This is a genomic window from Novosphingobium sp. DS6-6 (assembly GCF_057784975.1).
Genome location: NZ_JBYNTS010000015.1, coordinates 1 through 13,755 on the forward strand (window position 1 = coordinate 1; position 13,755 = coordinate 13,755).

Below are 13,755 nucleotides of genomic sequence, written 5' to 3' on the forward strand. Positions count from 1 at the left end.
CCCCGAACTCTGGGATGCCATTCGCGATGCGCTGCCACGCTTCACACCCCACGAATGCACAAATTACTTTATCGCAGCAGGTTATGAGCCAGAGTGATCGGAATCTGCTCTAGATCAGGCCGCTTGCTGTGGCCTGAAGTTCGCCACGGGCCGTTATGCAGTTCGAAGAGCGTGGTGCACATCGGTTCAGAGAGCTTTGATGCTCGAGCCCCGGGACTGTTTCGACGTCCTGAACATTGAAGTCCTTGCCGCATACCTGTCAGTCGATCTCCTTGCCGGGGCTGATAGCCCATAAGCGCTTTCCGCGCTGCCTGCGATCGAAAGCGAGCGGTCACGCCATCCGGTAATTCTCCTCCGTATCATCATCGCCCAGATCATGCGTGCCATCTTGTTGGCTATCATAGCGCTATGGCGTAAACGTAGTGATCATCTTCATCGGTAATGGCCCGCCAGTTTTTTCCAAAATATTCCAAACTTATCATTGATTTGCCAGATCAGGCGTATTTCTGCCCGCGTTGATATGCTGTCAACTTCGGTCAGCTGGGAACACTTATGAAGTCAATTCCCCTGGCGGTGACGCGCGCACTTTATTGAAGCCGCGCTGATTTCTTTTCCTCGCAGTAGCATCTTGGGCCGAAACGGTGATCCGCTTGCCTGCTGTCTTAGGCGCTTGAAGTCGCACCTGGGGCCGCTTTCTTGTGCATCTCTCTTGCGCTATCGGCGCAACCGCACCTCCCGGGCTGGTCGGCAACCGCGATGGTGTCTATAGATAGTCGGCATGACGCTTAAAGATCATGGGGCGGATATCCTTCCCGTCGCACGGCGACAGGGCATGTGGCTGGCTGCCCCGGCCGATGCGGCCGGACATCCACCCCTTTGCAGGACGATGTGATGGTGCCCGGTCAATCTTCCGATCCTGGAAGCCTGGAAGCGGTGAACGCCGCCTTGCTGGGCGCCAAAAGCTTCAGCGAGATCAGAAGCGGGGCGCTGGAAATCTTTGCCAGCGCCCTCGATATCGACGGTTGCGTGATGTTCATATCCGACGTGCGGCACAACCGGTTGCGGCAGATCTATCATTACGCCAGCAACCCCGTCCCGAAAAACAGCGTCGAATCCCTGATCAACTATGTGGACCAGGATATTGCGCTGCTGGCACTTATGGAGAAGGTCAGGGCGCAGCGGTACGGCGTGATCCGCATGCAGGATCTGCCCGATGCGGAAACGTTCAGGCAGACACAGGTTTTCGATAAAGTCTATCGTCAGAATGGCATGGCCGAATGCCTGATCGGCGCGGTCGCGCCACTGGATGCGACGCTGGTCATGGTCAATCTCTATCGCAGCGAGGAGGGGCGCGTCTTTTCTGTCGACGACGCCCAGAAGGCGCGGTGCGTGATGCCTGCGATCGGTTCGGCGATCCGGGGCATCATCCTGCAGCACAGCCTTATCGGCAAGCTGCATCGCACCGCGATCCTGTCCGACCTGACGATGGAAGTCCCCGAAATCGAACCGTTCGTTCCGCAGCTCATTTCCGTCAAAGACGGCCAGGGCCAGCAGGCGGAATCCATCATCGGCCGGCAATATGCGCTGGACGAGGAACTCAACGTGATTGCCGAGCGCCTGGTTACCATGACCCCGCGCGAAAGGCAGATCGCGGAAATGGTGAGCAAGGGTCTGACCAACGTCCAGATCGCCGCCGAAGCGCGGATCAGCCAGCGCACGGTGGAAAATCACGTGGCGGCCGTTCTGCGGAAACTGGGACTGAACAACAGAACCGAACTGTCCTATGTGATCAGCAGCGGCGTTGCCTGACATGCGCATGCGGACGGCGGCGACCACCGCCCGCTGATTTCCGCCGACCCCTTGATTGCTGCGAAGCCTGCTTCGGATGCAGCCGACAGATTGCCAATGGATCGCTCTTTCGGGCCTGAGTAGTTGTACCCATTTTCCATCCGGCCGCTGCAGGTAAAGTTGAACCACGATCTAGCGGCGGTTCTATCGCACTTGTGCTGCGCGGTATTGGCCGGGCAGCCACGACGATTGAATAGATATCGTCCGCGCAATTGAAATGAAAAAAGATCATCGCATTACGCTTCAGAGGATATGAAAGATGGCAACCCAGCCCAAGGACGCTGAACCCGTTCTCTTCGAAATGCCCACTATGCCGACGCAGGTACTTGCCTATCCGGAAATCGATAGGGAAATCCGCATCGTTCCGGGAAGCGAAGATAGCCACATCGCCTTGGCCAAAGTGAAAGCCATGGTTCCCGAACTGCGCAGCCGCGCGCGGGAAATCGAAGCATTGGAGCGCCTGCCCGATGACGTTCTCGAAAAGATGGCCGATGCGCATTGCTGGGTCCTTGGTGCGCCCGAGGAACTCGGCATCGGCGGGGGCAAGGTCGATTATCCTTTCCAATGGCGGATCATGGAGGAGCTGGGCCGCGGCTGTCCGTCGGCCGGGTGGTGCGTTCTCACCAGCCTGGCGGCAGCGACCCTGTCCAACAAGCTGACGCTGGAAGGCGCCAAGATGCTGTGGCAGTCTCCGTCGACCCAGATTGGCGGCACGCCATCGATGGGCGGCAAGGCGATCCGCGTCGATGGTGGCTACCAGATGCTTGAGGGCGAATGGCAGTGGGCAACCAACAGCGGCCACTCGTCGCACTTCATGGGCGGCTTCCAGGTCGTTGATCATCCCGATGAAGAAATCATCCCGTTTCCGCCGCGACCGGGCCAGATGGTGACAAAGTTCCCCGATCTGCGCGTGGCCTATTTCCCGCGTGCCGACGGTGAAGTTGTCAAAGGCAGCTGGGATTCGATCGGGCTGCGCGCGTCGGGATCGGGCAAGTTCCGCGTGAAGGACAAGTTCGTGCCCGAAGCATTGACGATGTCCATGATGTCGCCCACCAACCTGACGATGAAAGGCCCCGCGGGGATCGGCGGTCACGCTGCGGTCCTGCTCGGTGCGGCACGCTGGGCGCTCGAGGATTTCTATGAACTGGCCGGCGCCAAGGACCCGGTCACGATGGGTGGCAGCAACGGCAAGCTGCGCAACCGGCCGACCGTGCAATCGAAGATCGCCGAGATGGAAGTGAAGCTCCGCTCGGCCAGGGCTCTGTTCTACAACGTGATCAACGATTGCTGGGCGCGCTGGCTGGAAGATCCATATAGCGTTACCAGCAGCGATCATCTGGTTTCCCAGATGATCAACGTGCACCTTGCAAGGGTTTCGACGGAAGTCGTCGAGGACATCTTCAAGCTTTCGGGAACAAGCGGCCTTTTCAAAGGAAACGCTCTCGAGCAATTGTACAGGGATGTGATGACGATGCAATCGCACATGTCCGTTCAGACCAAGAACTACGAAAGCTACGGCAAAGCCCTGGCGGGGCTTGAAACCGTCATCTGGGGCATCTTCTAATCCGGACTGCAGCCGATGCCAGAATTTAGATCATAATTCTGGCATTGGTATTTCCAAAATCACCGAAACGTAATCCGCTTAACAGCGGAATCGGCATAATTATAAATGAATTAAATGGGGAGGATTTATGAGCCGTTCTAGGTTGATGGTTGGCGCTGCCCTGTTGTTTGGTTCTATGTATTCCACGGCCCATGCGCAGGACGCCAGCGGCCAGGATGACAAGATCCAGGACATCATCGTCACTGCGCAAAAGCGCGTCGAGAGTCTTCAGCAGATCCCGATTTCGGTGACCGCTCTGACGGCGGAAACGCTCGAAGCGAAAGGTGTTCGCAATCTCAACGACGTGACTCAACTGGCCCCCAATTTCTACATTGAAACAGGCTCCAACCCGAACGAGACGCGGTTGTCCATGCGCGGCATTTCGTCAGTCACGACGATCATCGGCCAACCGGAATCCGTCGGCGTCTATGTTGATGGCGTCTATCAGAGCAACCGGATCATCTCCAACCTCAACCTGTTCGAACTGGAGAGGATCGAGGTGCTTCGTGGACCGCAGGGCACGATCTTCGGCCGGAATACGAGTGCCGGCGCCATTAATATCACCACCCACAAGCCGGGCAACAATCTGGAAGGCAGGGTTGAGGCCGAATACGGCAACTACAACACGAAGCGGCTTAGCGGCAGCGTCGGCGGTGCGTTGGTGACCGATACACTGTTCGCCCAGGTGTCGGGCGTTCTGTTCGATCGGGACGGATACCAGACCAACCTGTTCGACGGCAGCGATCAGGATAAATCGCGTTATGGCAGTGGCCGGGCCTACCTTGGTTATGCCCCCGCCGGTGGCGATTTCGATATTTCCTTGACGGGAACCTATTACACCAACGACGACAAGTCGAACGTGCAAAGCACAACGCCGCGCACGCGCACGGTCAATATCGACACGCCGGCCATCAACAAGCTGGAAAGCTACGATATCAATATGACCGGCAACTACCGTTTCGGATCGGTGGTCCTGACATCCATTACCGACTACCAGTCATTCGTGCAGGATCGGCAGAGCGACATCGACTTGACCGTGGTTTCCGTACCCCCTTCGGTCTCGACCAAGGATCTGTCGTCCTTCAGCGCCGACCGTCAAAAAGTATCCGCGTTCAGTCAGGAGTTGCGGCTTGCCTCTTCGGGCGTAGGTTCGTTAAAGTGGTTGATCGGCGCTTACTATTACCATGAAGATCTTGAGCAAAATACTAATATTTCTCTAGCATTCAGCTTCCCCCTACCTTATCCAACGCCGCCGAATACTTGTTCGGAAACAAGTGCAGGCTTCCAGATTTCGCCCAACCTGCAATTCCGGAATTGTTCTGGCAACTCTATCTACACCCAGACCAGCGACAGCTACGCTCTGTTTGGCGAGGGCACCTATGATCTGACCAGCAAACTGTCACTCACGCTCGGTTCGCGCTATACCTGGGACAGGAAGTCGATCGTTGCACAGCAAATCGGTTATATTCCGCTGCTGTTCAACAATTCGACTTTTCCCAATAGCGGGAGGTCGGGTCGCCTGACCAGCCGCGGTTCCATTCGCTACGAAATCACTTCTGGCAGCTCGATCTATGCAACGATCGCGCAAGGGTACAAGGAACTCGGCTTCAACAGCACGATCACGGCGCCGATTCCTTCGTTCAAGCCGGAAACGTCGGTCAATTACGAAACCGGATTCAAATCGCGGCTGTTCAACGATCACGTTCAGATCAATGGCGCGGCCTTCTATATCGATTATAGAAATCTCCAGGTCCAGGTGGAGGATCTGAGTTCCGGCATTCCGCAGCTTTATTTCAACAATGCCCCCAAGGCTCGCAGTTACGGTTTCGAACTCGAATCGATCGTGCGGCTCTCCAGATGGCTGACGGTCAACGCCAGCGCGGGCTATACAAACGCCAAGTTCCTCAAGTTCGATGGATGCGCCACGATCAGCGGCGTCGCGCGGAATTGCCCGGGCAAGAGAGTTCCCGGTGCGCCGGATTGGTCGACCGCGCTCGGTTTTCGCATCCTGACACCGGTGACTGACAGCTGGAATTTCACCGGCGGGTCGGACTGGTCCTACCGGGGAACCAGCTATTTCGACGTGTTGAACACGGCCCCCGCCCGTCGCGCGCCCTATTCTATCGTGAACGCCGATATCGGGGTCACACAGGTCGGGAAAGGTTTCAGCCTGACGTTCTCCGTCCGGAACGTGTTCAATACCAATTACTTCGTCGGTTACGCGGCGGCGCCTGGAACCTATGGCAGCACGACGGACTCGACCAACGTGCTCGGCGCGCCGCGAACCTACAGCTTGCGCGGATCGTACCGGTTCTGATGCCCCACCCCTTCCTTTCCAATGGAGATAGATGATGAGCAATATGGCAGCTATCGAAGCAATGTTCGCAAAGCTTGAAGCCAAAGACGTGGACGGCGCCGTTGCATATTTCGCCGACGACGCGGTGGTGGAAAGCCCGATGGGGCCGCAGCGCGGCAAGGCGCAGATCGCATCCGGCCTGAAAATGATGATGTCGATGCCCGCCAGCAGTGAAAAACCCACCCTTACCGAAGAAGGCGACAAGATTGTCGTGAAGGCCAAAAGCCCGATGGGGCCGATCAGCATGATCTATACGTTCACCGACGGCCTGATTTCGCACCAGTCGTTCAAGATGGGCGGTTAACCCCTGCGCGTTCCCAGGGACGGTCGATGACGGAGGACAATGTGGAACACCCGACATCAACGCCTGACATGGCGTCGCCGGCCTTTGTGCCGCCCTGGATGAAGCCGCGGCCAGAGCTTGACTGGCCGCGGGTTTCTGCCGGGCTGCTGCTGGTGCTTCTTGGCGTCGCCATGGTCATGCTGGCACCGTCACTGGGGATCGACTGGACCAATGCCCAGGCATTACAGGCGCGCCTGGCGGGGCAGGATGGCCTGCTCGTGGCCCTGGCAACCGGAACCTTCGCTTTTCTCGGCGGTGGCGATTTCGCCGTCATATGCAGGGCAACCTGGGGCAATCCCGCGCTGATGGCCGCGGTTTCGGTGGGCGTCACGCTGGCGGCGCTGATGCTGTTTGCCATTGGGCGGCTCTCAGCGGGGCCGTTGTGGGAACGCTACGGCCCCCGCATGGGGCCGCCCAAATTCGGTAAGGACGGCAAGCTTCCCGTTGTCTTCCGGGTTCTTATCAAGCTGCTGCCGCCACCGCCGATGGGCGGGCCGGGCAAGCCATCGCCGCTTGTCAAGCATGGCTTGCCGATAACCGCGCTCGTCCATCTGGCACCCCCTCCAGGGCCATGGTGGCTGCGGCTTGTCATCGATGTGGCGCTCGGCAATTCCGTGCTGCGAACGAGGACATTCGTTCTTGGCGCCCTCTCCGGCACGATGATCAACGCCCTGTTTCGAGGGTTGTTCGACATGACCGGATTCCAGCCGCCGCCTCCGCCCAGCGGATGGACGATGCTGGCCTTCATCGTCGCGCCGATGATCGTCATCCCGCTGGTCATGAAAATGGTCGCCACGCTCAAGGCGCGCAGGGCCGGCGCGTCATCGTCGCGATAAACGGACTGTTATCGGGAAGAGCGCAGCTTGGCCTATCTCGAAACGCTGCGCGATCCGCGCGCCGTGAAAGGCCACGGGATCGTGCGCCTGACGATCGATCAACTCCGTGTCGAGCGCAACTGGGTAAGCGCGCTGCTGGAAGCGGCGCGGAAATAGCCTTAAAACACTGGTCTGAAAGGCGATCACGCTTCCAACGGCAGGGAAATTGGCCATTTTCGGGCCGTGGCATGAAACGAATTGCCGCGCGCGGTATTGGGTGGGCATGCGTTCTGTGGCGGGCACTCTGGCGATCGGCGTTCTGGGCCTGGGCTGCGTCGCCTTTTTCGGGATGCGCTGGCTGCGTGATCATCCCCAGCACGACCCCTGGGCGCCTCTGGCCTTGTCCGATCCGCAGGGCTGGGCCACGGCGTCCAAGTTCGGCGATCTGCGCCGCGATCCCCAGGTCTGCCGCGCATTCCTGAAGCGCAGCGCGATTGCAGCCCCGCCGCTGGCGCCGACCGGTGCGGGCGATTGCCGGCGGGAGGATCGGCAGATCGTGGCCAGTCCCGCACAGGCCCAGGTCACTCTTGCCCCCCGCGGGGCGCAGGCGACATGCTCTGTCGATGCGGCGATGGCTTGGTGGCTGCGGCACGGCGTGCAGCCCGCCGCCAGGGGCATCTTCCGTTCGCCGGTCGTGCGGATCGAGCACCTCGGCACGGCGAACTGCCGGCGCATCGGGGGCAGTGCCCGCTGGAGCGAGCATGCCCGCGGCAACGCGATCGACATCGCCACTTTCGTGCTCGCCAACGGCCGGCGCATTGTCGTACTGCGTGACTGGCGTCGCGGCGGCGATGCCGCTGCGTTCCTGCATGTCGTGCGCGACAAGGCCTGCGTCGGCTTTGCCACTGTGCTCTCGCCCGATTTCAATGCCGCCCATGCCGATCACTTGCATTTCGATCAGGCGCGCCGGACGGGCGGATGGTCGACGTGCCGATAGCCTCGCGCTTCGGCGGGAAAGCGGCCGATCATGCTTCCGGTGAAGCGTTCGCGGCAAGAATGTCGCGCACCCGTTCGGCCAGGGCTGCGATGGAAAAGGGCTTGGTCATCACCTGCATGCAGGGCGTCATCTGTCCGGGCGCAAATACGGCCGCATCGGCATAGCCCGTAACGAACAGGATCTTGATGCCGGGCCGCAGGCGCAGCGCTTCCTCGGCGATGTCGCGCCCACTCATGCCGTTGGGCAGGCCGACATCGGTGACCAGAAGGTCGATCGTCGCGCCGCTGCGAAGAATCTCCATGCTCGAAGGCCCGTCGACGGCCTCGATGACGCGGTAATTGCAATCGTTCAGCGTCTCGGTGATCAGCGACCGCACCAGGTCTTCGTCGTCGACGACAAGGACCGTGCCGTTGCCCCCGTCGCGCAGTGCGTCCGGCCCCGATGCTTTCGCGGTCCGCACTTCCGGGGTGTCGTGCCGGCGAAGCAGCATGGTGACCGACGTTCCCTCCCCGACGCGGGAGGTGATCCTCACATGCCCGCCCGACTGCCTGGCGAAACCGAACACCATCGAAAGGCCAAGTCCGGTACCCAAGCCGATCGGCTTGGTCGTGAAGAACGGTTCGAACACGCGTTCGATGATTTCGGGCGGCATGCCCGTGCCGTTGTCGGTCACGCATAGGGCAAGGTAATCGCCGGCTGAAACGTTCCACTCTGCCGCGACGGCGGCGTCGAGATGGACATTCCTGCCGTCGATGACGATTTCGCCGCCGCCCGGCATGGCATCACGCGCATTGATGCACAGGTTGAGAAGCGCGTTTTCGAGCTGGTTGCGGTCAACCAGCGTGGGCCAGATATCGTCGGGAAAGCGGGTGGCGATCTCGATGCTCGGCCCGACGGTGCGACAGACCAGGTCCTTCATCTCGGCCACCAGGCGCGCCACGTCGGTCGCTTCGGGCGCAAGGGTCTGCCGGCGGGAAAAGGCCAGAAGGCGATGAGTGAGGGCGGCGGCGCGCTCCACGGCGCTTTGCGCTTCCTGCAGGTAACGCTCCAGATCGGCAGACCGGCCCTGCGCGATCCGCCGCTGCATCAATTGTACGCAGCCGGAAATGCCTGCCAACAGATTGTTGAAATCATGCGCCAATCCGCCTGTCAACTGGCCCACGGCTTCCATCTTCTGGCTTTGCCGGAGCGCTTCTTCCGCCGCCGCCAAGGCTTCTGCCTGCTCCTTCTCGGCCGTGATATTGCGCCCGATGGCAAAGATTTCGTTGGCAGCGGGGGCGGCGACCCACTGGATCCAGCGATAACTGCCGTCCTTGTGGCGGAAGCGATAGGCAAAGCCCGGCAAAATGCCCTGCTGCACGGTCGCCAGCGCCGCCTGGGTTTCGGCCATATCGTCGGGATGAGTGAAATCGGTGGCAAAGCGGCCGATCACGTCTTCGGGTCGGTAACCCAGCGTGGCGAGCCAGGCGGGATTGATGCGGCGGTAATAGCCATCGAGCGACAGCACGACCATCAGATCGGGTGAGATGTTCCACATGCCGTCGCGTTCTGCGGTGCGCTCCTCCACCAGCTGTTCAAGCTCGGTATTGAGCTTGCGCAGTTCCTGTTCGGCGGCCCGCCGCTCCGTTATGTCGTTGAACAGGATAGCGACCCGCTGTTCATGCGGCTCTCCGGCGCGGAAAGCATACACGTCGAAATAGCGTCCCAGCGGTTCGGCATAGCGTTCAAAGCGGACCGGCTGCCCGGTCAGCGCGACGGCGCCATAGATTTCGAACCATTGTTGTTCGAGGCCGGGCGAAACATCGCTGATCCATCGGCCGGCCGCGCCGTGGAGCCCGGTTTGCCGTTCGAAAGCCGGGTTGATTTCGACCATGCGATAATCGACCGGCCGCTTGTGATCGTCGAACCGGAGTTCGATGATGCAGAAGCCGGCGTCGATCGCCTCGAACAGCGTACGATAGCGTGTTTCGCTTTCGCGCAGGGCCGCTTCGACATTCTTGCGGTCGTGGATGTCGACCGACGTGCCATACCATCTGCGGATATGCCCCGTCTGCGGATCGCGATCGGGCTCGCCCCGCACAAGGAACCAGCGGTATTGCCCATCGGCGCCGCGGAGCCGATGCTCGAACGCCAATGTGCCATGCGTTTCTTCCGCCGCCGAAAAAGCAGCCAGCGTGTCGGCCGCGTCATCCGGGTGGACATGACGCCTGACAACCTCGCGCATGGAAATCGGGCCGGCATTCGTGCCGGTATAATCGTACCACTGCTGGCTCAGAAACTCCGTCTGCCCATCGCCCCCCACCACCCATACCAGCGCGGGCACGGCATTGGCCATCAGGCGAAAGCGGGTCTCGCTATGCCGCAGCGCCTCGGCCGTCCGTTTGCGTTCGGTGATGTCGATCGCGCTTCCAGCGATCCGGATGCAGCGGCCATCGGCGTCGAAAACGCCGCGTCCTTTTGCCGCCACCCAGCGAACGATGCCGTCCTCCTTGCCCACGGTGCGATATTCGACATCGTAAAGCGCGCGAATCCGCGGATCGCATGCAGCGGCAAAGGCCGCCGATGTAGCGGCGTGATCGTCGGGATGCAGGCCGGCATAGAAATCGTCCATGCTTACCGGCGCATCGGCGGAAATGCCGAACATCGCCTTGACCCGGGGCGGCCAGAACAGCGCATCGCTGATCGGGTCCACGTCCCAGAATCCGATGTCCGCATTGTCCGTCGCCAGCCGCAGCCGCTCTTCCTTCTCGGCGAGCAGGCGTTCGGCCTCACGGCGATCGCCGATATCGAACACACTGCCGACATGGCCCAGGAAACGGCCATCGGGGGCAAAGCGCGGCGATGCCGTATCGATCACCCAAGTGTATCCGCCATCCGCACGCCGCAGCCGGTATTCCAGCTGGAACGGTTTCGCCGCCGCGTTGGCATCCAGAAAACGGCGCTCGGTATCGGCGCGGTCGTCAGGATGCGTGGCGTCCATCCAGCCGAACCCGTGCGCTTCCCGCTCGCTCTGGCCGGTAAAACCGTACCACGCCGCGTTCAGGTACGTGCACCGGCCGGTCGGATCGGTTGCCCACAGGATGACCGGCGCATGGTCGGCAACGACCTCGACCCGCCTTTCCGAAGCGTCCATCTTCACAGATGGCGGCACGGGCCGCTCTGGCGTCTTGTTGGGCATCCAAGGCATGTAGCGTAGCTTGCGCCCGGCCCATAGCGTTGATTTCAGGCTGCTAAAGCACCAGCCGACCCGGAACGAGTGACCCCTCGTTTTACCCGATTACCCGAGCGTCGCGGGCGAGGGCGCGGTTGCTTCGAGCCGGGGGTAGCGGCCCATGAGCGGGAAAAGCAGCCCGCTGAGCAGCAGGCAGGCGGCCGCCACCATCAGCGAGCGATCGTAATTGCCGTCGACCGCGTAGAACGTGCTGAACATGAACACACCTGCGCCGATCGCCACCCCGAACACGACGTTGACGACGCCATAGATGCTCGAAAAGTGACGGTTGCCGAAATAGCGGGCGATCAGAAAGGCAAGCAGATTGATTTCCGCCCCCTGCGCGATGCCGATCAGCACCAGCGCGAGCAGCGCCTCTCCGTTTCCGCTGTGCGCGTAACGCAGGATGACCGGGCCGGCGGACGAAGCGATCAACAGCACCGAAGCGACGCCAGGTGCCCAGAGCCGATCCGACAACGCCCCCACAACGATGCGTCCGATCAGCACAGAGACGGCAAAGCCGGATACCAGCCAGGCCACTTCGCTGCCGGAAAAGCCGCGATCGCTCAGCAACGGCCCGAGCGACGACATCAGGCTGAGCGCCGGCATCGTGACGAGCGCAATCGCCGCGACCATTACCCAGAACGCACGGCGGCGCAGCGCCTGCCCCAGCGAAAGGCCGGGCGTCGCCAGATCGACGCTGTCGCCGCCCGGCTGATCGGCGGCGTGCAGCCAGAACCAGGCGAGCGGCAGGCAGGTAAAAAACGGCAGCGCTGCCAGGAACAGGAAGCCGGTGCGCCAGCCATGGGCTTCCATGATCGCGTTGAGGATCGGCGGAAGGATCAGGCCCGACAGTGAAATGCCGCTGAGCGTGATGCCCAGTGCCAGCCCCAATCCCTTGCGGAACCACGACGAGATCGCCCAGGCATAGGAGATCGGCGTGGTACCGCCGCCGACGATGAACAGCAGGTTGAGCAGCACGTAATACTGCCAGATACCCTTTCCGAGCATGGCCAGGCCAACGAAGCAGGCGCTGGTGGCAAGGCTGCAGACGAAGACCACCGGGCGGATGCCGAACCGCTCGAGGGCCAGACCGACCAGTGGCGCCGTCAGCGCGCCCAGCAAAAGGCCCGCGGCCCCGTTGGTGATCGCCTCGCGCGACCAGCCGAACTCATGCGCCAGCGGATCGGTGAACAGGCTGATCAGGAAGGAAAACATGCTGACGCCGAAGGCGACGCCGAGCGTGCTTGCCACAAGGACGCGCCAGTTGGCGGTGAATTCTTCCCTGACGGTAGCGGGGCGGGCGGTGGCGAGAGAGGCGCTCATGCTGTCAACAGCCCCTTGCCCGCCGCCGAATACTTGTCGTTGTTGACCAGGAAGTGCGAGGCGGCGACATGGATGTCGCGCCAGGCGCGCGCGATGGCGCTGTTCATGCCCACGGCCGAACCGCCCGCCAGCGTGTAGAGAATATCGATGGCCTGCACGCATTCGTGAGTGGCGTGGGTGGAAGACAGGCTCAGCGCGGCAAAGCTTGCCGGATCGGGCTGCGGGCCGAAGGCCGCGGCGACGGCGGCCTGCACATAGGCCCGCGCGCCATCGATCCTGGCCTTTGCCCGGCCGACTCCATCCTGGGCGAGCTTGTCTTCGGCAAGCTTGCCGGCCGCCATAAGCGGGGTCTTGCCTTTTGCCAGATCGATGAAGGCATCAAGCGCGCCCCGCGCAATGCCGATGGCAATGGCAGCATGCGGCACCATCATCTGCGCCGCCAGGGGCACACCGGTCGTCGCGGTGGCAAGCACCGGCTGGCTCATCGGGCCATCCAGCGTGCGGGATGCGGGCACGAAAAGGTCGGTCACGGCAAAATCGATGCTGCCGGTTCCGCGCATGCCATGGGTATCCCAGGTATCGATCAGTTCGACGTCGCTGCGGGGGAAAAGCAGGGTCTTGATACCGGCGGGCTTCCCGTCCGGTCCGATCACCACCGCGCCGCCGATCACCCAGGCGCTGTGAGTGATCCCGGTGCCCCAGTCCCAGCGCCCGGTCACCCGATAGCCGCCGTCGACGACGTGCGCCTGTCCCTTGGGATTGAACGAACCTGCCACGACGATGCGGGGATCGGCCCATATCGCGTCGGCGCCTTCTTTGGGCAGATAGGCGGCAAGCTGGTTCGACGTCGATCCCTTGAGCAGGCACCAGCCGGTGGCGCCATCGAGGGCGCTGACCGCTTCGATCACGTCGATGCCATCGGCCATGGAAAGGTCGAGGCCGCCATATTCACGCGGCTGGAAAATCCCGAACAGGCCGGCATCGCGCATCCAGTCGGTCAAGTCGTTGGGAAGCCGCCGCTCGTTGTCGGCGCGTCGGCCGGCCTCCTGGATGAAGTCCGCTTTCTGCGCGATCGCGCTGATGAGGGATGACGCCATTCGATTCACCTAATGTAGGACAATTATCGGCCGACAGATAGCCGCGCTGATTCGGGATTGCCAGCTAAAATATAGCGCTGCGAAAGAATGCCAGCCGCGCGGCGGGCTGTCGGCAAAACCGCCGAAAACAGCATGTCGTGCCGCAACGATGCAGCTTCC

Annotated in this window: 10 protein-coding genes; 7 read left to right on the forward strand and 3 right to left on the reverse strand. The window is 61.4% G+C overall.

Going from position 1 to position 13,755, the window contains the following annotated elements:
• The first annotated feature begins 891 nt into the window (after positions 1-891).
• From AC3EDY_RS14565 to AC3EDY_RS14595, 7 genes are all read left to right on the forward strand, one after another.
• Positions 892-1,809 (forward strand): helix-turn-helix transcriptional regulator, encoded by a 918-nt coding sequence (locus tag AC3EDY_RS14565; RefSeq protein ID WP_488573227.1) that lies wholly within the window; start codon positions 892-894, stop codon positions 1,807-1,809.
• A gap of 298 nt (positions 1,810-2,107) precedes the next feature.
• A complete protein-coding gene (locus AC3EDY_RS14570) occupies positions 2,108-3,412 on the forward strand; it encodes an acyl-CoA dehydrogenase family protein (RefSeq protein WP_488573228.1) in 1,305 nt (434 codons plus the stop codon).
• A 145-nt stretch (positions 3,413-3,557) separates the two neighbouring features.
• A complete protein-coding gene (locus tag AC3EDY_RS14575; protein ID WP_488573229.1) occupies positions 3,558-5,768 on the forward strand; it encodes a TonB-dependent receptor in 2,211 nt (736 codons plus the stop codon).
• A 31-nt stretch (positions 5,769-5,799) separates the two neighbouring features.
• A complete protein-coding gene (locus AC3EDY_RS14580) occupies positions 5,800-6,111 on the forward strand; it encodes a nuclear transport factor 2 family protein (protein ID WP_488573230.1) in 312 nt (103 codons plus the stop codon).
• A 26-nt stretch (positions 6,112-6,137) separates the two neighbouring features.
• A complete protein-coding gene (locus AC3EDY_RS14585) occupies positions 6,138-6,986 on the forward strand; it encodes a hypothetical protein (RefSeq protein ID WP_488573231.1) in 849 nt (282 codons plus the stop codon).
• Positions 6,987-7,013: 27 nt separating this feature from the next.
• On the forward strand, positions 7,014-7,142 hold the full coding sequence (locus tag AC3EDY_RS14590) for a hypothetical protein (RefSeq protein WP_488573232.1): 129 nt from the start codon (positions 7,014-7,016) through the stop codon (positions 7,140-7,142).
• A 106-nt stretch (positions 7,143-7,248) separates the two neighbouring features.
• The gene (locus AC3EDY_RS14595) at positions 7,249-7,962 is read left to right on the forward strand and encodes an extensin-like domain-containing protein (protein WP_488573233.1); all 714 of its coding nucleotides are present in this window, start codon (positions 7,249-7,251) and stop codon (positions 7,960-7,962) included.
• A 28-nt stretch (positions 7,963-7,990) separates the two neighbouring features.
• Here AC3EDY_RS14595 and AC3EDY_RS14600 read toward each other — a convergent pair whose 3' ends face one another.
• The 3 genes from AC3EDY_RS14600 to AC3EDY_RS14610 form a co-directional block, all read right to left on the reverse strand.
• Positions 7,991-11,149 (reverse strand): hybrid sensor histidine kinase/response regulator, encoded by a 3,159-nt coding sequence (locus tag AC3EDY_RS14600; RefSeq protein ID WP_488573234.1) that lies wholly within the window; start codon positions 11,147-11,149, stop codon positions 7,991-7,993.
• 90 nt (positions 11,150-11,239) lie between these two features.
• Complete coding sequence (locus tag AC3EDY_RS14605) at positions 11,240-12,499, reverse strand: MFS transporter (protein WP_488573235.1); 1,260 nt, start codon at positions 12,497-12,499, stop codon at positions 11,240-11,242.
• On the reverse strand, positions 12,496-13,596 hold the full coding sequence (locus AC3EDY_RS14610) for an acyl-CoA dehydrogenase family protein (RefSeq protein ID WP_488573236.1): 1,101 nt from the start codon (positions 13,594-13,596) through the stop codon (positions 12,496-12,498). The genes AC3EDY_RS14605 and AC3EDY_RS14610 overlap by 4 nt, the downstream gene beginning before the upstream one ends.
• Positions 13,597-13,755 lie beyond the last annotated feature (159 nt).